Origin of the sequence: Aurantibacter sp. (assembly GCF_039941195.1) — a bacterium.
GTDB lineage: Bacteria > Bacteroidota > Bacteroidia > Flavobacteriales > Flavobacteriaceae > Aurantibacter_A.
In genome coordinates this window covers 1-24,715 of sequence record NZ_JBDVFA010000012.1, presented here as the reverse complement: position 1 = coordinate 24,715, position 24,715 = coordinate 1, and the positions used below count along the sequence as shown (strand labels likewise).

The window sequence follows — 24,715 nt, the reverse complement described above, 5'->3', positions numbered from 1 at the left end:
TTGAAGTTTCTAAAAACCATTTTTATAATACTTCTCTTTTTCCAATCGAATCATTTGATTGGACAAACTGCATCAATTACTGGCATTGTACTTGATGAAAAAAATGAACCTATAGCTAAAGTAAATATTAGTACTTCTGGTGGTGGAACATTTACCGATGAAAATGGTTTTTATTTACTTAATATAATAGCGGATAAAGAAACTTCTATTACATTTTCATTTTTAGGATTAAAAAATATAGTGGTTGAAAATCTTATTCTAAACACAAATGAGATTTTTGAATTTAACCCAATTATGAAGGCCAATGCTATTCAGGTTGATGGAGTAACAGTTACTCCAACTGGCGAAAAAAATGTAGAAGGCGTTACCACCGTTCCTCCAAAACTGGTTCGTCGTATACCAGGTGCAAATGCAGGTGTTGAAAACATTTTAAAATTACTCCCTGGCGTTTCTTCTAACAATGAACTAAGCACGCAATACTCTGTTCGAGGTGGTAATTACGATGAAAATTTAGTTTACATCAATGAAATTGAAGTGTATCGCCCTTTTCTAATTCGAGCTGCCCAACAAGAGGGTTTAAGTTTTGTTAATAGCGACCTCACACAAAATGTAAAATTTTCTCCAGGCGGGTTTCAAGCAAAATATGGCGACAAACTATCTTCTGTGCTTGACATTACTTATAAAAATCCTACTACTTTCGAAGTTCAATTAGACCTAAGTTTTTTAGGAGCCAGTGCTGCTGTAGAAACGCTATCTAAAAATAAAAAATTCGGAAGCATTACCGGTTTGCGATACAGAAACAATAGTCTATTGGTAAATAGTAAAGAAACCACAGCTAACTTCAATCCGGTTTTTATTGACCTTCAGAGCTACTCCAACTATCGTTTTTCAAATAAATTTGATTTAGGGTTTTTAGGAAATATTTCGGTTAACGATTATCAAAATGAACCTTTAAATAGAGAAACGAATTTTGGAACATTAAATCAACCCAGACAGCTTACTGTTCTATACCAAGGAAATGAAAAAAATAGATATAGCACCTTATTTGGGGCATTAAAAGGCACCTATCATTTAAATGACGATATTGATCTTAAATTAATTTCATCAATTTACCATACAACAGAAGAAGAATATTCAGATATTATTGCAACATATGAATTGGGAGGAATTGCATCTGATTTGGATGAAAATTTTTTAGGGGACCCCGTAGCTTCTAGAGGACTGGCATCTCAATATAACAGAACTAGAAATGACTTAGACGCACTTATTTTTAATTTACAACACAAAGGTACCTATCGCAAAGATGAGACTAAATTAGAATGGGGTACAAAATTCACACACGAAGATATTCGCGACCAATTAAGAGAATCAGAATTTATCGATTCAGTTGGTTTTAGTATTCGCCCTCCTATAACAGATTTTTCTAATAACGAACCTTACGAAGTTTATGATGAAGAATTAGTCCCTTATACCGGTTTAAATGCAACGAATTTTGTAAAAACAAATCGTTTTACAGCCTTTGCTCAAATTAGTAAGCGAGATCAATGGGGAGCAACAGATATTTATTATAATTTAGGTATTCGCGGACATTTGTGGACGGTTAGCGGTACAGATGTACCCAAAATTCAACAAAGTGTATTTAGTCCAAGAGCACAATTTGCAGTAAAGCCAAATTGGGAAAAGGATATTATTTTTAGATTGTCCGGAGGTCTTTATCATCAACCTCCATTTTATCGAGAACTTCGAGATAACGAAGGAATTATTCATTCAGATGTAAAAGCTCAAAATGCAATACATGCCGTATTGGGTACGGAATATAGTTTTTTACTTTGGCAACGTCCATTTAATCTTACGGGTGAAGTATATTATAAAAATCTTAATAACGTAAACACATATACTTTAGATGATGTACGGATACGCTACAGTGCAAACAACAATGCTATCGCATACGCTTACGGTGCAGAAGTAAGATTGAATGGTGCCTTTGTACCTGGTACAGAATCTTGGGTTAGTATTGGATATTTGCAAACTGAAGAAAATATAGCTTCGAAGGGTTACATCTCTAGACCAACTGATCAACGCCTAAAAGTTGCCCTTTTGTTTCAAGATTATATTCCTAACATTCCTAATTTAAAAATGTATTTAAATTTAGTTTATAATACAGGAGTGCCAGGTGGTTCACCAAGTTATGCCGACCCCTATATTTTTCAGAATAGATTAACTGATTACAAACGTGCTGATTTGGGAATTTCCTATATTTTTGCAGATGCTGATAAGAACTATCCAAGAAAACATTGGTTGAATAAATTTAAAGACTTGAGCATCGGTATTGAAATTTTTAATATGTTCAACAATCAAAATTCTATTACCAATACTTGGGTACGCGATGTTGATAGCAAATATGAATATGCTATTCCTAATTTTATGACAAGTAGAGTTTTAAATTTAAGATTGAAAATGCGTTTTTAAAATATGTACATCAAAAGAGGTATCATGAAAAATTTAATTCTACCGTTTTTATTAATGGTAACTTTTGTAATAAATGCACAGAAGAATATTTATGAGAACACTAGATTTGACGAATTAGCTGCTGAACAACAGACTCTAGCAATATTACCCTTCTTAACCAACCTCAATTTAGATGAAAAACTCTCGAAAAAAGAGTTAAAAGCTTTGGAAGAAAGAGAAGGTTATGCCGTACAAAACGCTTTAGAAACTTATTTTTCTAAAAGAAAAAAGAAGAAAAAATTTGTTGTAGAATTTCAAAACACTAAAGACACAAAAGCCATATTAACACAGAATAACATTGACTATGAAAATATGGATATTTACACCACAAAACAGCTCGCTGAAATTCTCGGTGTTGACGGTGTAATAAGTGGTAATATAGACCTAACAATTTTATTATCGGAGGGCATTCCTACCGACTTTAGTATTCTTGATTATTTCTCTGGAGCATCTGATTATGGCAGAATCGGTATAAAAATAAGTGATGGTAAAACAGGAAAGTTACTTTGGAAATACGAAAAGAAAATCAATAAAAAAACAGGCAAAAACACTATTGACCTTATTGACCAAATGATGAAGCAAGCAGCGAGAAAATTCCCTTACGATCGAGAGCGTAAAAAAGATAGAAAGAAAAGAGAAGGAACTAACAAATAAATAGTTCTGCCTATTTTTCTATGAACTCCTTAATTACCGAAACCGTATAATCCAATTCTTCTATTGTATTATATATTGAAAATGAAAAGCGTAATGATGGTTTTTGTAAATCATCGTCTGTTAGCACCTGATTTAATACATGCGAACCTAAATTACTGCCCGACTGGCAAGCACTCCCTTTAGAACATGCTATACCTTTCACATCTAAATTAAATAGTAACATTAATGCCTTTTCTGGTGAAACTGGCAGGTTTACATTAACAAGAGTGTAAGTGCTATTATGATTATCTGCAGAATAACCATTGAATTTTACTCCTGGTATTTCCTGTTTTAATCTTTCAATAAAATATTCTTTCAATGCTAGTACTTTCGCTCTTTCAACAGCCAAATTATCATATGATTGTACAAAAGCTTCTTCAAGCCCAATAATATTATGATAAGATTCTGTTCCTGCCCGAAATCCGCGCTCTTGAGACCCACCAGAAATCATCGGTTTTAACCCACTATTTCTCCTTAAATACGCAAACCCAATTCCTTTAGGTCCATGAAATTTATGAGCTGCTGCCGTCATAAAATCAATTGGAGTTTTCTTAACATCCCAAATATAGTGACCTATAGACTGAACAGTATCTGAATGAATAAGCGCTTCATTTTCCTTACAAATGCCGCAAACTGCATCAATATCAATTTTATTTCCTATTTCATTGTTTATGTGCATTAAACTAACTAACTTTTTAGAATCATCCTGCTGCAATAAGACTTTTAAATGTTCAATAACTGGATTTCCAAATTCGTCCAAATTAACATAATGCACTTTTATTTTTCCCTCTTTCTCAAGATCCTCAACGGTATGTAAAACAGCGTGGTGTTCAATTTTGGTAGTAATTATTGTTTCTACATCCAAGTCACGTACTGCACAACGCAAAATCATATTGTCGGCTTCTGTACCACCAGAAGTAAAAATTATTTCGGAAGGATGTGCATTTAAATATTTCGCTATAGTTTTTCTAGCAGTTTCTATGGCTGTTTTTGCAGTTCTACCAAAACTATGTGTTGAGGAAGGGTTGCCATAACATTCTGCTAATGCTTTTTGCATTTTATCAATTACCTCTTTTCGTACACAGGTAGTTGCGGCGTTATCTAAATAAACATTCTCCATTTTTCTTGAATCCTAATTTAATCTTGCAAAAATAATTTAATTAACGTTAATTTCTCCCCAATAGGCGTTAAAACAAAGCTAGAAGTTCATTAAATTTGAAGCATGCAAAAAACTTTTTTTCTAGGTTTAATGTTTCTATTATTTTCCTGTGATGATGGTGACATTGAGATTGAAACCATTGATTTTGATAGTGTAGATATTGAGACTTGTGAAACGGGGTCTATTGACACGGGTCTATTTTTCAAAATTAATGATGATGAGGCCTTAATTTTGGAACTAGAAGATGGAAAGTTATTAAACGAAGCCTCTGCTGAACAAATAGAGAGTACAATTGGCTCGGGATCAACCCTTACCTATCGTTTGTTTTCCGGAACTGTAAGTAAGACCTATTTTTGTGATGATGTACCGGTTATTGATCCTCAAGCAATAAGTGAAATTGTTGCTTCCAATGGCACGGTATTAATTAATACTATAGAAATTGACTCAACTACTTTCGAACATTCAATAGAATTGACTGATGTAACTTTTGAAACAGATACTAATAACCGAATTACTGACTTGACTATAAACGATTTCGGCACATTTACTTCTATAAAATCAGAATAGATTTCTAAGAATTCTGATAAATATATACCTCTGTTGCCCCTGTACCATACTTTTTATATTCGGCATCATAGTATTTTAAATTCTCAAATCTTCGAAACATTGTATGGAGTTCTTGCTTAAGAACACCTTCCCCTACTCCATGAATAAATACAATTTTTTGAATACGATTTCGAATAGCAAACTCCAATTGCCGTCTTGCTGTTTCTAATTGGATATTTAGCATATCAAAATTAGTCATGTTTTTAGGAGATTTTACCAACTGATTTATATGTAAGTCAACTTCCATTTTTGGTGCATTTCGTTCCTTTTTACTGGTTATTCTGACTTTTTTTCTTTTTACAAATTCCTTCTCAGCTTTTGCCTTAGAAACATCAGAACTACTTACTCGAAAATCTTCGTTTGATTCAACATTAACCAATTCTTTGGCCTCGAAACTCATTTCAAACCCCTCATTAGTTTCTATGCTAACTTCATCATTATCAATAGAAATCACCACACCTGAAATAGTGTCGTCCAACACTTCAACCTTATCTCCTAATTGAAAAACAGTCATGCTTTTAGTATATTTTCCAAAAATAATGCTAATTTTCAGCTTGTAATTAATGTAATGATGAAAATACCCTTAATACCACTTTTAGTTTCTATAGAAGATTTTATGCTTCCGTGTATGAATAAAAAACTTTTTGGTATTGATTGTCCGGGTTGTGGTATGCAACGCTCCGCAATTCATCTAGTCAAAGGCGAATTTGAAGCAGCATTTGATATGTACCCAGCAATTTATGGCTTAGTCGCTCTTGTTTTATTCGTAATTGTTAGTCAATTTGTGAAATTCCGTTTCGAAACACAAATAAAAATATTTCTAGGCATATTAACAGGAACAACAATAATAATAAACTATATTTTAAAAATGAACCATCTAATCCACTAAAAAATTATGGAACAACAAAAACTACCTAATGCTACCCTTATACTTGTATTTGGAATTCTTTCAATTGTAACCTGTTGCTGTTATGGGGTACTCGGGCTTGTCTTTGGAATTATTGCCGTTGTAATGGCGAACAAAGCGACTGCCCTATACAATCAAAACCCTGAAATGTATACTGATTTTGGAAATGTAAAAACTGGTAAAATTTTAGCCTACATAGGTATTGCACTAAGTGCTATTTACCTATTAATGTCTGTATGGGCAGTTTCTACTTTTGGACTTGAGAGTTTGCAAGATCAAGAATTAATGCAAGAAAAAATTGAAGAAATGCTAGGTGAATAACCGATTGAATAATTGTAATTAATAAGAAATAAAAAAACCTGCCCTAAAATTTACTTAGGGCAGGTTTTTTTTATCCTACTTTTCAAAATTAATTAGCGTGCGCTTAATAATATCCACACAGTCTAACAACTGCTCTTTATCCATAACCAATGGTGGTGCAAATCTGATTATATTACCATGAGTAGGTTTGGCAAGTAAACCATTTTCCTTTAATGCCATACAAATATCCCAAGCGGTAGAACTTTCCTCAGCATCATTTATTAGAATAGCATTTAGTAAACCTTTTCCTCGTACTTTTTTAACTATGTTAGAATTTGAAATAAAAGCATTCATTTCACATCTAAACAATTCACCTAATTCTAGCGCATTATTAGCCAATTGTTCTTCTTCAATTACCTCTAATGCAGCCATGGCAACAGCTGCTGCTATAGGATTTCCACCAAATGTACTGCCGTGGTTTCCAGGATGAATTACATCCATAACTTCATTATTAGCCAATACCGCAGAAATAGGATATACTCCACCAGAAAGTGCTTTACCTAATATTAATATGTCTGGTCTTACATTTTCATGATCTACAGCCAGCATTTTACCTGTTCTTGCAATGCCCGTTTGCACCTCATCGGCAATAAAAAGCACATTATGTTTTTCACACAAAGCCTTAGCATTGATTAAATAGTTCTCTGAAGGCACATATACTCCCGCCTCACCTTGAATAGGCTCAACTAAAAATCCAGCAATATTCGAATTGCTTTCTAATGTAGTTTCCAACGCCTTAAGGTTATCGTATTCAATTTTGATAAATCCATCGGTAAAAGGACCAAAATTTTCTCGTGCGACGGGATCATTAGAAAATGAAATAATTGTAGTAGTACGCCCATGAAAGTTATTTTCACAAACAATAATTTGTGCATCATTCTCCGTGATTCCTTTTTTCTCATACGCCCATTTTCTACATACTTTTAAGGCCGTTTCAACTGCCTCTGCACCTGTATTCATTGGCAATAGCTTATCAAATCCGAAAAGATTACAAGCGTATTCCTCATACCTGCCAAGCATATTATTGTGAAAGGCCCTTGATGTTAAGGTTAATTTTTGTGATTGACTAATCAAAGCATCCACTATTTTTGGATGACAATGTCCTTGATTAATTGCAGAATAAGCTGAAAGAAAGTCATAATATTTTTTTTCTTCCATATCCCAAACAAACACACCTTCACCTCTATTTAACACAACTGGTAACGGGTGATAATTGTGTGCTCCGTACTTTTCTTCCAATGCTATCGCATCTTTAGATGACATTTTTTGTAAAATTGACATGATGTAAATTACTTTAATATAAAACTTCAGTAATTCCTTCTATACCTTTTTCCTTTCGAAGATTCGAAAATTCAGCGTGGGAGAGAAATCATCCTTGTAGAGCCCCAAAACTAATAAAACTTATTTAATTCATCTTGTTTTTGTGTCAATTTTCGATAATCAAAAAACCGTGTAATCAGTTTTATTTTTTAAAAAAAGTGACTTATCTATTTATTCTGTGTCGTAATAGTAGACACTAACCATTTTTTTTTCGCTATATGGAATTCTTACAAAATATTACGGACAGCTTATCAAATTCTATCGGGGGCTACCTTCCAAACACATTGGCAGCTTTAGCTATCTTAATTATAGGGTGGATTGTTGCTGGTTTTCTTAAAAGACTTATAACAAAACTTATCAAGAGAACTAAGGTTGATGATAAGTTAGGTACCGATAAAATAACGCTTTCAAAATTTATAGGTAAGCTTCTATATTTTCTCATTATGATTTTTGTGTTTATGCTAGTTTTAGAAAAACTAGGTATGACAAACGTCTTAGACCCTGTAAAGAATTTACTAAACAGCTTTTTAACTTTCATTCCAAACATTATTGGAGCCGGTTTAGTAGCATATATTGGCTATATGCTAGCTACAATAGTATCCGAATTAGTTGGTCTTTCTGGTGATACTATTCAAAAATTTGTGCCCAAATTAAAGCTACCTGAGAATATAAATTTGGTGGCCATACTTAAAAAAATAGTTTTTATTTTTATTTTCATTCCCCTACTAATTGCTGCTTTAAACATATTAAATATGGATACCATTTCATTACCGGCAACCAATATGTTAGAACAATTTTTTGTGGCAATCCCAAAAATACTTGTCGCTGTAGTTATCATCATATTCTTTGCAGTAGGTGGTAGATTCGTAACGCAACTATTAAAAGATCTTTTGAAAACCTTAAAATTAGACCAGTTACTAAAGAATATGAATTTAGGTAGTCTTTCAGAAAAAGTTCATGTATCAAATGTAATCGGAGATATTTGCTATTTCTTTATAATGATTTTCGGAATTATGACTGCCATTGAAAAACTAGAATTTGTTAGGCTTACTGAAATTTTAAATACCATTATAAATATATCAGGAAATATTTTATTCGGATTGATAATACTTATTATCGGTAATTGGGTTTCTACTATTGCACAAAATAGTATCGCTAAAACAAATGATAATACGTTTATAGCTTCAATAGTAAGAATTTGCGTGCTAGCAATATTTTTAGCTATGGGTCTTAAAACTATGGGAATTGGTGATGATATTATAAACATGGCTTTTGGTATCACACTCGGAACGGTTGCCATAACCATTGCCCTTTCCTTTGGATTAGGAGGCAGAGAAGCAGCAGGAAAACAAATGGGTAGAATTTTAGAAAAATTCAATTCTCAAAAATAAATTATAAAATTAGTTTGGTTAGGTTGTTTGTATGGAAAGGGTTCGTCGCGAGATGGGCCTTTTTCTATTAAATAGTACTGCTTAGTTATACCAAATAAAATAGTTTTAACTTTTTTTAATAGTATCCCCACAAAATTTAGCTCCTAGAGAACTTTACTATTCTTATTTTTGACCCATGCGAAAAAAGAAAAGACGCCAGATATTTGAAAATGTTGAAGTGGTTGACGCAGGCGCTAAAGGAAAAACTATAGGTAAAGCCCCTGATGGTAGAGTTATTTTCTTGACAAATACTGTGCCCGGTGATATTGTAGACGTACAAACTACTAAAAAGCGAAAGTCTTATTTTGAAGGTGTTGCAACTAATTTTCATACACTTTCAGACAAAAGAGTTGAACCTGTTTGTCAGCATTTCGGAGTTTGTGGCGGTTGTAAATGGCAGGATATGGGTTACGAACACCAACTTTTTTATAAACAAAAGGAGGTAGAAAATAATCTAGTACGAATAGGTCATCTTCAGCTTCCGGAAGTATTTCCGATTTTAGGTTCTAAAGAACAATATTTCTATAGAAATAAAATGGAATTTTCTTTTTCGGATAGCCGTTGGTTAACATTAGAAGAATTACAATCTGATATTATCTTTGATGATAAAAATGCCCTGGGATTTCATATTCCTGGTATGTGGGACAAAATTCTACAAATTGAGAAATGTCATCTACAAGCAGACCCTTCAAATGCTATTAGAAATGAAATAAAAGATTTTTCAGAAAAAAATGAACTTACTTTTTTCAATCCAAGAAATCAGCGTGGACTATTACGTACTTTAATGATACGTACATCATCTACTGGTGAAATTATGGTAATGATTCAGTTTTATGAAGATGATAGCGATAAAAGAGAATTATTATTAAATCATATTAAGCATACATTTAATGAAATTACGTCATTGCAATATGTAATAAATCAAAAGCAAAACGATACGATATACGATCAAGAAATAGTTTGCTTTGCTGGCAGAGATCATATCTTTGAGGAAATGGAAGGGCTGAAATTTAAGATTAATGCCAAATCATTTTATCAAACCAATTCTAATCAGGCGTACGAATTATATAAAATTACAAGGGATTTTGCTGGCTTAACTAAAGACGATCTTGTTTACGATTTATATACAGGAACAGGTACTATTGCCCAATTTGTTTCAAGGGATGTTAAAAAAGTTGTAGGGATAGAGGCGGTTCCTGAAGCAATTATGGATGCAAAAGAAAATGCTCTGCGTAATGAAATTGTAAATGCAGATTTCTTTGTAGGAGACATGAAAAACGTATTTAATGAAGAATTTATTGCTTCTAATGGTAAACCCGATGTAATTATAACTGATCCTCCTAGGGATGGAATGCACAAAGATGTGGTACAACAAATTTTAAATATATCGCCGAAGAAAATAGTATACGTTAGCTGTAATAGTGCAACACAGGCTAGAGACTTACAATTAATGGACGCTGATTATGTAATTAAAAAAGTGCAGCCCGTAGACATGTTTCCACAAACGCACCATGTTGAAAATGTTGTACTTTTGGAAAAGCGATAGCCTATGAAAAAAATTGCTTTAGTTTTTAGTATTCTTACAGTAATCATATTTTTCTCGGGATGCGAAAAGGATGACATTTGTATAGATGCTGCTACCCCACAAATGGTAATTCGTTTTTATGATCAATTTGACTCTTCAATGTTAAAAGAGGTTACTTCTTTGAATGTTCAAGGAATTTTGGATGATGTTGTCTTTCCAGTAATCGAAAATGTTTCAACGACCGAAATTCAAGTTCCCCTTCGTGTGGATGGAACATCAACATCTTTTCTTATAACAAGAAATTTAACCCCTACAGATTCAACTACAGCTGATATCGACACCGTAGTATTTAATTATGACTTAAATGAACAATTTAAATCACGAGCCTGTGGTTTTGTTATGAATTTTGAGAATATTGAGGGCACAGGACCAACCATTAATAATTGGATAAAAATGATTGAAGTTTTAACCCCATCACTAACACAAAACGACACTATAACAAATGTTAAAATATTTCATTAGTTTTTGTTTTGCATTTGTATTTGCTTTAGGCGCTGCTCAAACAGAGTCGGATACATTAGTGGCGACTCCTATAGATTCTTCTATTGTAACCCATAAACAAAAATATGGAATTCGTTTTGGTGTAGATTTAAGTAGACCAATTACTGGGCTGATAGCTGATGAATATAGTGGAATTGAATTTGTGGCCGATTACCGTTTGAATTACAAATTATATATCGCGGGCGAATTTGGGAATGAGAAAAAAACAAAGCAAGAAACCTTATATAATTTTACCACTTCTGGTAGTTATGGAAAATTAGGTATAGATTATAATACGTATGCCAATTGGTATGGGGAACAAAATTCAATATTTGTTGGTGCTCGTTACGCTTTTAGCAGCTATAGTCAAACAGTAAATAATTATCGAATATATGATGCTGACCGTTACTGGAATGGCACAGAATTTTCCTTAGGTAGTGAAGAAATTAAAGAATTTGATGGTAGAACAGCGTCTTGGCTTGAAGGTGTTGTTGGTATAAAAGGTGAACTTTTTGCAAATATATACCTCGGATTTAGCGCTAGAATAGGATTCCTTCTATCCAACGCTAATCGTGATACGAATTTTCACGATCTCTTTATTCCAGGTTTCAACAAAGTAACTGATGGAAGTAAATTTGGAGTTGGATATAATTATACGCTAACTTATTTTTTACCGCTCTATAAAAAAACTAAGAAACCAAAAAAAGTTAAAGAAAAAGAAAAACCGAAACCAAAATCAGAAGAATAATTATTTGCATTAATGCTTATCTCTCCTTTTTCTACTCCCCTCATACATTTCGTACTTTACAAAACGGGATTCTAAATGACTATTGAAAACTTTTATTTTCTTTGATGTACGTAGACCTACATACTTCAAAGCTTCCATATTAGAAGTAATTAACCATGCATTTGTTCCTGGATACCCTTGTTTTAACGTATCGCCTATTGAAGAATAGAACTCTTCCATATCAAGATTTAATCGCTCTCCATATGGAGGGTTAAAAACCATATGAAGTGGACCTTCTGTATTTTTTTCTGTTTTAAAAAAATTCTTTCGTTCTACTGTTATATAGTCCTCTAGATTTGCATTTTCGACATTATCACCTGTCTTTCTAACTGCGGATGGTGCCTTATCATATCCTAGTATTTTGTGATTAAATTCCTTTGTTTTATTTAAACTGACATCTACAATTTTATTAAAAAGTTCTTCATCAAAATCGTGCCATTTTTCAAACGCAAACCCTTTTCTATTAATATTTGCTGGAATATTACATGCAATCATAGCTGCTTCAGTTAAGAAAGTACCACTACCGCACATTGGATCCATAAAATCGGACTGTCCGTGCCAACCACTCATCAATAATAATCCAGAAGCTAAAACTTCATTAATAGGTGCAATATTCGTAGCAGTACGATAACCTCGTTGGTGTAAAGACCTACCTGAACTATCGATAGAAACATTACAATGTTCCTTTTGAATATGAATATTGACTCTCAAGTCAGGATTTTTAACATCTACATCTGGTCGCTTACCGTCTGTACTTCGAAATTTATCAACGATCGCATCTTTAACTTTTTGCGACACATATAAAGAATGTGTAAAATTGTCAGAGTTTACTGTAGTATCTATTGCAAAAGTCATATCAACAGCAAGATATTCTACCCAATCCATAGCGTAGATATTACGATATAGTTCATTTTCAGTTCTAACTGTAAATGAATGAATAGGTTTAATAATTTTTATTGCCGTTCTCGCACAAAGATTAGCCTTATACATAAACCCTGTGTCCCCTTCAAAGCTCACACTTCGTACTCCTGGAACTACATTTCCGCCGCCCAAATTCCGTATTTCTTTAGCTAAAATCTCTTCAAAACCAAAAAGGGTCTTCGCGACCATTTTAAAATTATTGTTCATACCCATGATAAATTGTGCCGCAAAAATACAGTATTTTTGCGCCTTGACACTCAAATTACAAGAAAGCCAATTTACTTAATGATTTATATATTACCCATTCTTGCAGTTTTGCTCAGTTATATATTAGTCCGAGTTACCAGACTAAAGAATAAAAGCAACTTTAAGCTCGTTCTTGCGTTTAGTGGTGGTTTTCTATTGGCACTTACTATTTTCGAATTATTACCTGAAGTATATGAGCAATCCGATTCTAAAACTGTTGGATTATTTATTATGACGGGAATATTGTTGCAAATATTTCTTGAATTTTTCTCTAAAGGTGCTGAACATGGCCATGTGCATATTGATAGTGAAAAAAGCAACTTTCCAGTTTTGCTTTTTATCAGCTTATGCATTCATTCAGTTTTAGAAGGTTTTCCAATAGATCATGATGGAAGTATTATATATGGAATTTTAATTCATAAAGTACCTATTGCTATAATCTTAAGTATCTTCTTATTTAATTCAAGAATCTCGCGCTCGAAGGCCTTTGTTTTCATAACGTTATTTTCTCTAATGACTCCACTTGGAACATACATCGCTGCAAATTTTGATGCACTTGACAAATATCATGTACCCATTACGGCATTAGTAATTGGTGTATTTCTTCATATTTCTACGGTTATCCTTTTCGAAAGTTCAGAAGGTCATAGTTTTAACCTTAGAAAATTAGCCGTAATTATGCTCGGTATAGTAATTGCATATTTCATCTAATGTTTAGTAAAGAAGAATCTAAAAAATTACGTCAAGATTTCTGGATTGCCTTTGGTAAATCGTATCCTCGTAAATGGATTTTATACAATACCAAAATAAAAGGACTGCTTTTCAAATTCGATTTCGATGTAAAAAAGGCTCGAGTATCAATGGACATAGATACCGTTGACTTAGAGAAAAGAATTACACTATGGGAGAAGCTAATTTCTTTAAAATCGATAATAACTGATGAATATTGGCCCGAAGCAATTTTTGATGATTCCTATTTTCTTGAAAATGGTAAAGAGATATCTAAAGTGTATCTTGAATTAAACAATGTCTCCATTCACAACAAAAACACCTGGCAAGAAACAATGCAGTTTCTCGATAAAAACATGAAATTACTGGAAGATTTTTTCTTAGAATATAAAGATATTATTGATATTTAATCAAACAAACTAAAGCTTCTAGGAATCATACTTCCGGGAATAAATTATGTTGATGAAAATGAGCAAATTGATTATTGCAATTTATATTTTCTCAAAGATTACTTCTCACGCGCCAATTTGTAGGCCTCAATAGTTGTATAATACTTTGCAACCATATTAGGCACTTCCCATTCTGGTAATTTACCTTCTTCCAAATACTTTAAATAATTAGAGGTTACTTGACCGAAATGGGCTTCATGACCAATCTTAAATTCATCTGGAATGTTTATTCGCCATGTACCGTCTTTCATTAACTCGGTTGTTGTTCCTTCAAATTGCATTTGTACTGCTCCTGCAATCGCTTCATTGATAACCTCATCAAACCCCTCCTTATTTTTAGGTCGCACATATAAAACAGGCTTGTAGTTTTCACCATGTCCTTGTTTAATTATCAAATCACTTTTAGTACCTCTCATTATACTAAAGTGTGTATCTCCTGTTCCTTCTGGTGCTTGGTAGTTCCATATCACAGAAACCTTAGCATATTTGTCTTTAATTTTATATGTCATTTCACCATTACTATAAACATTTAGTTTTCCGTCAACCAAATCTTTATCTAAATAATCGGGAAATTCACTTAACCCAGTTACTCCCTCAAACTCCTCATCTGTAAGTACAGTCGGCCAACGTCTGGCATTTACCATTTCAATATCGCTAGTGTCTATAATTTGATTCGGGTATGCTTCCCATTGAACGAGATCTACTAAATGGGTAGTAACATCTACAATGCCTTCTCCCTCCTCATTAATATCAAAAAACCATGGTGGTCGAACTAGTGCTTGACCTGAAACGTACTTAAAAAAATGATGTACACTTTCTTTTACTATTGCGGGATCTTCTGGAGTACCTTCTATTAACTCTCCAAAAACTGAAGGCATTGTCGAAAACAACTTTTGCATCATCGTCGTAGACTCAAAACGCTCTGTCATAATATCATAGATAAGTACATCTTTCTCTTTCGCTAACTTAAAGGCCTTCTTTAACTTTTCAAACCCGTCAGAATTTATAACCAAAGGTTTATCTGCATAGACATTTAAACCTGCATTCACTGCCGCTAAAATGTAATCGATTTTCTTGGAGTTTTTACCAGCAACTATCATGACATTCCCTGGTTTCTCAGAAACCATTTTATTCAAATAGTCATCTGAAACATTTTCTAAAACTTTCCAATCTGTTGCCTCGCTTTCACGCGTATTATAAGTTTCAATTTTCTTTAAAAAATCATGAACTTCTGGTCCTTCTGGTGCAAACACATAAATCGTAGAATCTACTTGGGGGTACATTTTTTTATGCACCAAAGCTGCATGAAAATGACCAGGATCAAGGGTCATCAATTTCACTTTTTCAACTTTATCTTCCTTCATATTCGAATCAACAGTTTTTTTCTCTCCACACGAAATTAGGAGAGAAAACACAAGAAATGCAGTAAGGCTATTTTTCATTATTTTAATTTAATTGACATCTTTATTAGCTAAAAATAATGAAATAATAGTTACACTTTTACATTATCTGTACCATAAGGTTTACGTTGTTCGCGACGCAACAAGGCATTAGCTTCATCATCATTTATAAACATCTCAGTATCAGGATTCCAATCTAATTTCCTATCAAACTGCATGGCAATATCACTTATTAAACAAACAGTACAAGCTTTGTGTCCTTTTTCTATTGGCGATATTGGTTGCTTCCTAGTTTTAATACAATCAAGCCAATTTCCATGTTGGTCATCTATTTTCTCTAAGTGAATTTCATTTTCCCCAATTACACTTTCCAAAATTTTTGGATCCGAAGCGTTAAGTGCCTTAGCACTTTTTTCTTTATCTACTGGATCACTAGCTGATGCCGTATACGAACCTCGTGATACAAATATCCATCCGTCCTCACCAATATATTTAATACCATTTGTATAGCCTCCACTGGTGTAAACCGTTATACCGTTTGCATACTCATGCTTTACGAAAAAGTCTCCATGAACATTCCATAAACCAGATTTTGGAAACTCGGCTAACGCTTCTACTGAAATCGGACCTGTTAATTCAGTATCCATTCCCCACGCTGCTGAATCGTAATGGTGTTGTCCCCAACCTGTAATCATACCTGCTCCATAGTTTCTTGAACGTAACCATCCAGGTCTACTATAATCATTTTGAGGGTGAACACCAATTTCGGTATAATCTACTTCTGGAGTAGAACCCAACCACATATCAAAATTCAAATTGCTTGGTATTGGCATTGCAGGAGCTTCTGGACCTGCTGGATCCCCCGGCAAACCTATTTTAACTGTATGCACTTTTCCAATTCTTCCATTTCTTACCAACTCCGCAGCCACCCTAAATTGCGGCATTGCTCGTTGTTGTGTACCTACTTGAAGAATCACATTATTTTTTTGAACTGCTTCTCTTAATTGTTGTCCTTCTCGGACTGTTAATGAAGTGGGTTTTTGTACATAAATATCCTTTCCAGCAATTGCTGCTTCCATAGCTGGTTGCGAATGCCAATGGTCTGGTGTACTAATTACCACTGCATCAATATCCTTATTTAATAACATTTCGCGATAATCGCCATAAACCTTAGTGTTCATGTATTTCTTTTTACCCGTCTTTTCTTGGTAAAAAGAATCCACTAAAACTTTAGCATCTGCTGCACGCTTTGAATCGAGATCACAAACAGCTACATAATGTGCCTGGTCAAATCTAATCGTATCATGAATATCGTGGTCTCGAGCAATTCTACCACATCCAATTTGTCCAATATTGATTTTATTACTTGGTGCGTCCTTCCCTAATACATGTGAAGGAACAATTGTTGGAAAACCTACAGCGGCCACTGTACCTAGTGCCGTTTTATTTATAAAATTTCTTCGTTTCATATTTTTTAATTGAGTTGATTTATTTGTTTTACTTTTGGTTGAGCAGCAAATGTTTGCCAATAAAATTCAGCTTCCTCAGCATTTAATTCACCTTCGAAAACCACCATTCTATATTTTAAGTCATACATCTTATTCGGTTCTATTTTCCATTCTTCATGTCGAATCGGACAAAACTCAAAGAACATATCTCCTCTTCCACCATTTCCATCAATAGGCCAAATTCGCATAGGTTCTGGATGCATTCGATTTTTAGGGTGACTCATAAACAAAATTCCATTTGTACCCTTCCCATCAGAAGATTCACCTGTTACGATACACCATTTCGCGTTTGTACCATCAGCTGTTATCCTGTCGTTTCCTTCAGAAGTTAAGACGGTGCAATTATCTGCTTTCCAGCGCTCATTAAATCGTAAACCAATGCCGCCTCCATATCTATATTGTTCAAATAAAATACCATTTTCTAATGGAGAACTAAACGAAGTATTATAATCAAACATATAGCGATCATCTCGATCTAAATCCCAAATTTGCACTTGTAAATTTTCATTTAAAGCAACTTGTGGTGCATCTTGTGTTTTAAAATCGATATGCTCTTGAGCAGCAGTAAATGACGAAAATATATCGCCCGATATAGTATCCTTAATTTCTTTAAATAGTACGGTACCCATCCCTTCACCCAAATTCCAAAAATCTACTCTAGTTGTGTCTATTCTAGTATGTGTCCATGGCCCCCATAAACCATAGTGATGATAATGATCTGACGGTTGAATTCTAGTTAAAGTGTCTCCTTTTGGCGTAAGTATTGGATGAATAAATCCTGATTTTTTAAAAATTGAATCGATTCCTTCCGGTGGGTACGTCATTTCATATCGATACGAAACCACTGGTGATTCTTTGAGCATTAATTGAAGGTTTCCATTTTTCTTTTCAACTTCCAAATTATTAACTAATGAAGAATTACCATCTTTCTGTGTTTCCTTAAAAACGTAAGAATTACCTTTATCAGGGTTATGCAAAAACCAAACTTTATCTCCTTCTAGCTGATAATTAACATTGTTTTTATTTTGAAAAAGCGCGTAATTGTCAATGTTTTTTCCTCTTAAAATATCTGTATTTACAAAGATTGGAACAACACCCATCTTATCCTTATAACTGTCCACCTCAAAAGTAAGTTCATCATTTTGTTTGCAACTTATACATAAAACTAGGAAAAAGAATAGCGTTAAATTTCCTTTTATAATTCTCATTGACTTGCTTTTGACAATTAAAATAATACCTTAAATTCTTGTAATTATTCCGTAATTTACAATTACTTTTGAAAAAATAGAAAAAGTGTGCAACAAAAACGTTAACGTTAACGATAAATCACAAAAAACGACAACCATGAATAGATTTTTATCTACATTATTACTTCTTTTTTTTATTAATACCATTTCAGCTCAAAGCTTAGAGGTAGTTAAAATCGATGATGAATGGCTATCTAAAATTGAAAAGCTAGCTCCTTCTGAGCCAACAGTTAAAAATGTAACTAAAAAGAAAATATTAGTTTTTTCGAAAGCTACAGGTTTTGATCATTGGACTATTCCGCATAATATAGAATTGCTGAAAATTATGGCAAAAAAGTCAGGTGTTTTTGAAGTACATATCGGCTTTGATATTGAACAATTTGAAAAGAAAAACCTTAATAAATACGATGCTGTTATCTTAAATAATTCTAACCCTAGTGGACCGAATCGTGATTTATTTAATGATTTACTAAGCCAGAATACTTCTTTAAGCGATATCGAAATTAAAACGAAAGCTGCTATATATGAACAAAACTTCATGAATTTCATTGCTAAAGGTGGTGGATTAATGTTACTACATGGCGCTATTACTATTCAAAATAACTCGATGCCATTTAGTAGACTAACAGGTGGAAGTTTTGATTATCACCCAAAACAACAAGAAATACATGTAAAAGAAGTAGACTCAAATCATCCAATGGTACAAGCATTTAAAGGGAATGGCCTAACTCATGTTGATGAACCGTACTTTTTTAAAAATGCATATTCAGAACTTAACTTTAGACCTTTGCTTTATATGGAAGTAGATAAAATTGAAGGACAGAAAAAAGAAGTTAAGGATGAGATTATTTATGTTGCATGGATAAAAAAATATGGTAAAGGAAGAGTTTTTTACACATCGCCATCGCATAATGCCCAAAGTTTAGAGAATCCAGAATTACTACAATTTTTCTTGGATGGTATGCAATACGTAGTAGGAGATTTAAAATGTGACGATTCCCCAATTGGCAAACCTTGATTTTTATCTTTTTTCGAAAATAGTTGTTATTACTTTAAACCACTGCCCAATAAATCATTAACCAATGACTTATAGCTCCACCTATTACAAATAAGTGCCAAATAAAATGATTATTGGGAATACGCCTAATCGCATAAAAGATAATTCCAATTGTATAAAATGCTCCGCCTAACCATAATAAATACATCCCCAATTTCGGCAGTGAATTGGATAAATTATCAATATCAATCACTATTAACCAACCCATAATGGCATATAACAACAAGGACAAAAATTCAAACTTGCCTGTATAATATATCTTGAAAAAAGTGCCAAAGATTGCAAAAGCCCACACTACATACAAAATTAACCATCCATTACCACTTATTAATGTAATTAGTGCTACAGGTGTATATGTCCCTGCAATTAAGAAGTAAATGTTAATGTGGTCTACTATTCGTAATTTCTTTTTTAAAATTGGATTTTTAGAATAGTGATATAGCGTAGACACTCCAAACATAGAAATTAACGTTAAGCTATAGACAACAATACTCACCGTGGAAAAATGAGATTTTTTTGAATTTTGCAACAACAATAATATCATTCCTAAAATCGCCAAAACGAATCCTACACCATGAGAAATGGTATTTAAGCGTTCTTCATTTTCTAATTCCGTATTCTGACGCATTAAATCTGTACAAGTTTTTAGCTATAACTTTACTTTATAATCAACTTAATACGCATAACACTTGCGTGACCTGGGAAGGTACAAACAATCCAATATTGACCTGGGGTTTTAGGTGTTTGAAAGAAAACCTTTTCAGAAGAATCTGGCTCAAGTATTCCACTATGGGCAATAACTAAATCAGTTTCTGGCACGTAGTTCATATCTGGACCGTCTAATCCTAATTTTAATGCTAATTGTGCTACTTCATCAACGGCGTCATCTTTTTGCGTGATCACCAGATTATGCATCATATCGTCATTATTATTAAATGTAATTTCAACTTTAGTATTTGCCTCCAATTCTAATTCTTCAATATCGTATTTAAGACCAGGCTTAGTGCTAATAACTATTTGTTTATCAACCCCATTTATCCAAGTTATTGGCATTATATTAACCCTTTTCTCTTGAAGTACACCTGCTTTTGCATTCGCCATACTTTCTGTTGGTTGTGAAATTAATTTACCTCCAGGTACTTCATTCAAGGTGTAATATCCAGTATCATGTAATATCTTTTCTCCATTAATTGACTCCAAATTAGGCACTTTAAGTTGATGAATAAAACCTAATCGCATACCATCAACGGTTAACTTAACACTAAGGCCATCTTTGGAAACTTCAGCATTTGTCACCAAAGCTTTTTGCTGTCCAACTATGGGACTACCATAGTTATAATGATATTTGTAGTTAAAACTTGTAATCTGATAACTCTCAATTTTATTCGCCATTTTAATATTTATTGGCTTTGTAAATTCTAATTCAAATCCATCAGCTTTGGCTTTCATTGTTTTTATTTCAAAAGGAGTTTTACCATTCCAAATTAAACGCTGTAAACCAAATTCAGCCCCTCCAGTAGATCTCCACCCCCTACTCGTCATACCAACAAACATACTGTTATCGCTACCCCAAATCATACGAAGTATGCCCGAGGAAAACCCTTCAACAAAATTAAAAGATGCTCCTTGATAGACTCCGTTAACTTTTTCCATGAAAACACGCATTATTTTACTATGCCCTTGATCCCCAACAAATATTTGACCTTCAAACGGACCAAATTTACCCCCTGTGGTATCATATAAAATATCGGAAGTTGAAATGCCTTGTATAGTATGTGGAAACCAAATTGCAGGCGCTTTTAATTCTGGAACCTTTTTAGAGTACTCATAAAGACTAAGTCCTGATTCCCTTTCGATATCCTCCATTTTGAGCTTTAACGGTGACTGTTCATCGCCAGACCAGACTAAGCCTTCGGGGTTACCAGCAAAATCTCCTTTTTCTAAATGGGTCATCCTGCCAGAACCCACCCAATCTCCTTGGTTCTCCGTATAAAAAATATCTCCTTCAGCGTTAATCTCAAATCCTGATGGAGAGCGCAAACCAGTGGCAAATGGGGTCATTTCTCCTTCAGGTGTAATTTTCAACATCCAACCTCTCCATTTTGCAAGACTTGCCCCATGGCCAATCCAAGATAAATTTAAAGTAACCAACATATCACCATTTTCTAAAAATTTCGGTCCGTATGAATAGTCGTGATAATTACCAGAAAGCGGCCAAGAATAAATAGTTCTATAACTATCGGCTTTATCATCTCCGTCATTATCTGTTAAACGTGTTAATTCACCTCTTTGTGACAAATAAAAACTACCATCTTTATAATTTAAACCTAATGGTTCATGAAGACCTTGAGCAAAACGAGTATAATTAGGCTTTTGACTATAGGGCTTATCAATTAGCCAAACGTCACCATGTCTTGTGGAAACTCCTAATTTATCCTTATCTGTAAGCACTAATCCACCAACCTCAAGTTCTATATCATCAGGAATCGGCACGTCAACTATTTTGTAATAATTCGATTCTTTTTTAGCCAAATCCGATTTCTCTTGGGCATAGCTAACATTTACAATTCCTAATAATATAAATACTAATATTAGTTTCTTCATAATTCTCATATTCATATTTTACCAGATAATATTATATTCAATTAAATGTTCTCCAGCCGGAATTTCAATTAACAACTGATCCATTCCTTCGCTATTTCGTATTATCGGCTTCGTGGAATCTCCTACATCAAAAGCTATAAAATAACTCTCGTCATTAACAAGGTATGTGCCATCAGGCAGAGCAACTATTGATTCTCCTGATGCAATTTTATGCCAAATTTCTTCATCACCTTTTATATTAATAATTCGTTTTATGGCACGTTGCTTGTTAGATGGTATCATTTTATCAGAAATAACACTATTCCCTATTTGCGATAAAAATGTTGGCACCCTATTCCTGTCCAACTCATAGCCCATTTGCTTTCTATTTACCTTCCCTTCCATTGGCCAAATGGCCTTGTTGTTTTCTAGTTTATAAAATGCTAAATCTCCATCAAACGAAACGGTAAAACCAGCAGGAAGAGCTAATTGTTCTTGTCCCCTACTATGCCACATTGGTGTAGCATCTAAGAATCTTCCGCTCCACACTTTCAATAATGTTCCTAAGTTTAAATCATAGGCATAATTAATTTTTTCTGGTGTGCCAACTGAAATGCAATGTGTCCTTTTATTTCCATTATGCATTAAAAAACTACGTTGTGTAATAGTCTCATCCAAGACGTCAACATTAATGCTTTCTGTCGGTTTATTCTTTGACAAATCTAGAGATTTAGGGGCTTGTAGAGCTCTCTTTTGTAGTCCTGGACCCTCTACTTCTAAACTAAAACCTTTTACCCAAGGATTGTGCTTATTATATATAAGTGTAAATGGTGTTAGGCCTGTCTTCAAATTGACGGTTGCTAATCCTAAAGAATCCAAATAATAATTACCATTTAGATTAATTAGTGTGTCGGAATCAACTATAAATTGAGCGCCACCTTGATTAACTTTTAAATCAAAAAGATACTCACCGTTGCTAGGTATTTGTAATTCACCTGTAAACTTTAAAATTCTTTGAGTTCGAACGCCACTTACCATTTGAACAGAAATAGAATCGACAACTATTTCTCTTATCGGCACTAAACTATCTATGTTAGGCATTAATTGTTCCTTATTCTCATATTCAATCAATTTCAAATTCGAAAGTGAAACACTTTTATCATCGTATAATTTATAGCTGATATTCTTAAAGGCAACGGGACCATGATCGCCCTGTATCATTAGCGGTCCTGTCTTCTGCTCATTTTTAAAAGCAGACGCTCTTGTAGGAGTGGTAACTTCAGCATTCTCATGAATTAACACCCCATTTAACCAAACTTTCTCAAATTGTGCATTCCTTATTTTATTGCCCAAATCATCAAATTTTGGTGCATGAAAAATTATTTTGAAATGTTGCCAGAGTCCAGGTGATTTAGCGGCATTAATATTTGGTGCCTGCCCGTCAAATCCTTTTACGCCTTCATGTTCATCACCTTCGTAAATTCCACCAATATCCGTATAAGTTGGTTTTTCAACTCCCCAACTATCAAATAGTTGAATTTCATATCGACCCTGAAAGTATATCCCTGAATTCGAATTTTTAGGCATCATAACGTCTACTTCTAACTCTATGTCACCATGTTCAAATTTAGTAAAGAGATTACCCATTCTCCCTTCCTCCGGTTTATTCACTAATACTCCCACTCCTTCAGTTGAAGTAATAGTCTTATCTTCAGTCCTGTCTACAAAAGCACTTGCCGCTATTGTCCAATTTTCAGAAACTTGCTCGAAATCTGACAAATTTTCCAATTTAATCTTTTCAAAAGGTAAATAATTGACGGGGTCGATTTCTATTTGAGTTGATTCAACATCAACAGGTTTATCTCCACAAGAATAAAAGAAAAGTGCGGTGAAAATTAGGCATATAAAAATCCTCATAAATCAAATATTTAAAAAAAGGGGAGGTTAAAAACTATGTGAATATACAAGAAAACTCCATAAATTTAAATTGTACAATATAGCGTTATACTCAAAAAATCATAAAACTTTATTACCTTCTAAAAAGTACCGCCCTAAGTATATATTAGTAGGCTTGAGTTCATTATCTTTGCCATCTTATTTTGAGAAGTAGAATATGATTAAAATTACATTACCAGACGGAAGCATAAAAGAATACGATAAGGGTGTCACACCTTTTGATGTTGCCAGAAGTATTAGTGAAGGATTAGCAAGAAATGTTATTTCTGCCAAATTTGACGATACTATTGTAGAAACTACAACACCACTGGAAACTGATGGGTCGCTTATACTTTATACCTGGAGTTCTAATGAAGGCAAAAAAGCATTTTGGCACTCATCTGCTCATATTTTGGCTCAGGCTTTAGAAGAACTTTATCCAAATGTGAAATTATGGGTAGGTCCAGCTATAGAGAATGGTTTTTATTATGATGTAGACCTTGGTAATGAAACACTGTCTGAAAAAGATTTTAAATCTATAGAAGACAAAATGCTTCAAATTGCTCGTGAAAAACACGACTTCAAGATGCGAGAAGTTAGCAAACAAGAAGCATTGTCCTACTATACAGGCAAAAACGAATATAAAGTTGATCTTATCAGCAATTTGGAAGATGGCACAATTACATTCTGTGACCATAGCACTTTTACTGATTTATGTAGAGGTGGCCACATTCCTAATACGGGAGTTGTTAAAGCCGTAAAAATCTTAAGTGTTGCAGGCGCTTACTATAAAGGCGATGAAAAC

23 protein-coding genes are annotated in these 24,715 nt (G+C 33.6%); 13 read left to right on the top strand and 10 right to left on the bottom strand.

The window, feature by feature from the left end:
• Both ABJF52_RS01870 and ABJF52_RS01865 read left to right on the top strand, forming a co-directional pair.
• Complete coding sequence (locus ABJF52_RS01870) at positions 1-2,469, top strand: TonB-dependent receptor (protein ID WP_348145466.1); 2,469 nt, start codon at positions 1-3, stop codon at positions 2,467-2,469.
• A 24-nt stretch (positions 2,470-2,493) separates the two neighbouring features.
• On the top strand, positions 2,494-3,162 hold the full coding sequence (locus tag ABJF52_RS01865; RefSeq protein WP_348145464.1) for a hypothetical protein: 669 nt from the start codon (positions 2,494-2,496) through the stop codon (positions 3,160-3,162).
• A 10-nt stretch (positions 3,163-3,172) separates the two neighbouring features.
• On the opposite strand, the gene ABJF52_RS01860 is transcribed toward ABJF52_RS01865, so the two are convergent.
• On the bottom strand, positions 3,173-4,321 hold the full coding sequence (locus ABJF52_RS01860) for a cysteine desulfurase family protein (protein ID WP_348145462.1): 1,149 nt from the start codon (positions 4,319-4,321) through the stop codon (positions 3,173-3,175).
• 102 nt (positions 4,322-4,423) lie between these two features.
• Here ABJF52_RS01860 and ABJF52_RS01855 point away from each other — a divergent pair, with 102 nt between their 5' ends.
• Complete coding sequence (locus ABJF52_RS01855; protein ID WP_348145460.1) at positions 4,424-4,927, top strand: hypothetical protein; 504 nt, start codon at positions 4,424-4,426, stop codon at positions 4,925-4,927.
• A 4-nt stretch (positions 4,928-4,931) separates the two neighbouring features.
• Here ABJF52_RS01855 and ABJF52_RS01850 read toward each other — a convergent pair whose 3' ends face one another.
• A complete protein-coding gene (locus tag ABJF52_RS01850) occupies positions 4,932-5,480 on the bottom strand; it encodes a Smr/MutS family protein (protein WP_348145458.1) in 549 nt (182 codons plus the stop codon).
• 54 nt (positions 5,481-5,534) lie between these two features.
• Between ABJF52_RS01850 and ABJF52_RS01845 the strand changes: the two genes are divergently transcribed.
• Positions 5,535-5,855 (top strand): DUF2752 domain-containing protein, encoded by a 321-nt coding sequence (locus tag ABJF52_RS01845; protein ID WP_348145455.1) that lies wholly within the window; start codon positions 5,535-5,537, stop codon positions 5,853-5,855.
• Positions 5,856-5,861: 6 nt separating this feature from the next.
• Positions 5,862-6,194 (top strand): CCC motif membrane protein, encoded by a 333-nt coding sequence (locus ABJF52_RS01840; RefSeq protein ID WP_348145453.1) that lies wholly within the window; start codon positions 5,862-5,864, stop codon positions 6,192-6,194.
• Positions 6,195-6,269: 75 nt separating this feature from the next.
• Here ABJF52_RS01840 and rocD read toward each other — a convergent pair whose 3' ends face one another.
• Positions 6,270-7,514: an ornithine--oxo-acid transaminase gene (gene rocD / locus ABJF52_RS01835; RefSeq protein ID WP_348145451.1), complete on the bottom strand. Its 1,245-nt coding sequence runs from the start codon at positions 7,512-7,514 to the stop codon at positions 6,270-6,272.
• A 257-nt stretch (positions 7,515-7,771) separates the two neighbouring features.
• On the opposite strand from rocD, the gene ABJF52_RS01830 reads away from it, so the two are divergent.
• The 4 genes from ABJF52_RS01830 to ABJF52_RS01815 all read left to right on the top strand — a co-directional run bounded on the left by ABJF52_RS01830 (position 7,772) and on the right by ABJF52_RS01815 (position 11,796).
• Positions 7,772-8,944: a mechanosensitive ion channel gene (locus ABJF52_RS01830; RefSeq protein ID WP_348145449.1), complete on the top strand. Its 1,173-nt coding sequence runs from the start codon at positions 7,772-7,774 to the stop codon at positions 8,942-8,944.
• Between the two features lie 175 nt (positions 8,945-9,119).
• Positions 9,120-10,529, top strand: a complete 1,410-nt coding sequence (gene rlmD / locus ABJF52_RS01825) for a 23S rRNA (uracil(1939)-C(5))-methyltransferase RlmD (RefSeq protein ID WP_348145446.1) — start codon at positions 9,120-9,122, stop codon at positions 10,527-10,529.
• 3 nt (positions 10,530-10,532) lie between these two features.
• Positions 10,533-11,030, top strand: coding sequence for a DUF6452 family protein (locus ABJF52_RS01820; protein WP_348145443.1), 498 nt, complete (start codon positions 10,533-10,535; stop codon positions 11,028-11,030).
• Positions 11,011-11,796 (top strand): DUF6048 family protein, encoded by a 786-nt coding sequence (locus ABJF52_RS01815; RefSeq protein ID WP_348145440.1) that lies wholly within the window; start codon positions 11,011-11,013, stop codon positions 11,794-11,796. Before ABJF52_RS01820 ends, ABJF52_RS01815 begins: the two co-directional genes overlap by 20 nt.
• 9 nt (positions 11,797-11,805) lie before the next feature.
• On the opposite strand, the gene ABJF52_RS01810 is transcribed toward ABJF52_RS01815, so the two are convergent.
• Positions 11,806-12,963 (bottom strand): THUMP domain-containing protein, encoded by a 1,158-nt coding sequence (locus ABJF52_RS01810; RefSeq protein WP_348145438.1) that lies wholly within the window; start codon positions 12,961-12,963, stop codon positions 11,806-11,808.
• Positions 12,964-13,041: 78 nt separating this feature from the next.
• On the opposite strand from ABJF52_RS01810, the gene ABJF52_RS01805 reads away from it, so the two are divergent.
• Both ABJF52_RS01805 and ABJF52_RS01800 read left to right on the top strand, forming a co-directional pair.
• Positions 13,042-13,713 carry a ZIP family metal transporter gene (locus ABJF52_RS01805; RefSeq protein WP_348145435.1) on the top strand — a complete coding sequence of 224 codons (672 nt, stop codon included), beginning with the start codon at positions 13,042-13,044 and terminating at the stop codon, positions 13,711-13,713.
• Entirely contained in the window at positions 13,713-14,141 is a 429-nt protein-coding gene (locus ABJF52_RS01800) for a DUF4268 domain-containing protein (protein WP_348145432.1), read from the top strand. Before ABJF52_RS01805 ends, ABJF52_RS01800 begins: the two co-directional genes overlap by 1 nt.
• A gap of 98 nt (positions 14,142-14,239) precedes the next feature.
• Here the strand turns inward: ABJF52_RS01800 and ABJF52_RS01795 are convergent, their stop codons facing one another.
• From ABJF52_RS01795 to ABJF52_RS01785, 3 genes are read right to left on the bottom strand one after another with little or no spacing between them, the layout of a single operon-like run.
• Positions 14,240-15,622 carry a putative oxidoreductase C-terminal domain-containing protein gene (locus tag ABJF52_RS01795; RefSeq protein ID WP_348145429.1) on the bottom strand — a complete coding sequence of 461 codons (1,383 nt, stop codon included), beginning with the start codon at positions 15,620-15,622 and terminating at the stop codon, positions 14,240-14,242.
• A 50-nt stretch (positions 15,623-15,672) separates the two neighbouring features.
• Complete coding sequence (locus ABJF52_RS01790) at positions 15,673-17,049, bottom strand: Gfo/Idh/MocA family oxidoreductase (RefSeq protein WP_348145427.1); 1,377 nt, start codon at positions 17,047-17,049, stop codon at positions 15,673-15,675.
• A 5-nt stretch (positions 17,050-17,054) separates the two neighbouring features.
• On the bottom strand, positions 17,055-18,296 hold the full coding sequence (locus ABJF52_RS01785; protein ID WP_348145424.1) for a PmoA family protein: 1,242 nt from the start codon (positions 18,294-18,296) through the stop codon (positions 17,055-17,057).
• 136 nt (positions 18,297-18,432) lie between these two features.
• Between ABJF52_RS01785 and ABJF52_RS01780 the strand changes: the two genes are divergently transcribed.
• The gene (locus tag ABJF52_RS01780; protein ID WP_348145421.1) at positions 18,433-19,353 is read left to right on the top strand and encodes a ThuA domain-containing protein; all 921 of its coding nucleotides are present in this window, start codon (positions 18,433-18,435) and stop codon (positions 19,351-19,353) included.
• Positions 19,354-19,387: 34 nt separating this feature from the next.
• On the opposite strand, the gene ABJF52_RS01775 is transcribed toward ABJF52_RS01780, so the two are convergent.
• Genes ABJF52_RS01775 through ABJF52_RS01765 form a run of 3 tightly spaced genes read right to left on the bottom strand, consistent with a single transcriptional unit; the run spans position 19,388 to position 23,892 of the window.
• On the bottom strand, positions 19,388-20,020 hold the full coding sequence (locus ABJF52_RS01775) for a hemolysin III family protein (RefSeq protein WP_348145418.1): 633 nt from the start codon (positions 20,018-20,020) through the stop codon (positions 19,388-19,390).
• Between the two features lie 29 nt (positions 20,021-20,049).
• Positions 20,050-21,996, bottom strand: a complete 1,947-nt coding sequence (locus tag ABJF52_RS01770) for a sulfocyanin-like copper-binding protein (RefSeq protein WP_348145415.1) — start codon at positions 21,994-21,996, stop codon at positions 20,050-20,052.
• A gap of 18 nt (positions 21,997-22,014) precedes the next feature.
• Entirely contained in the window at positions 22,015-23,892 is a 1,878-nt protein-coding gene (locus ABJF52_RS01765) for a DUF1080 domain-containing protein (protein ID WP_348145412.1), read from the bottom strand.
• Positions 23,893-24,088: 196 nt separating this feature from the next.
• Here ABJF52_RS01765 and ABJF52_RS01760 point away from each other — a divergent pair.
• A partial coding sequence (locus tag ABJF52_RS01760; protein ID WP_348145409.1) for a TGS domain-containing protein occupies positions 24,089-24,715 on the top strand: 627 nt, incomplete at its 3' end.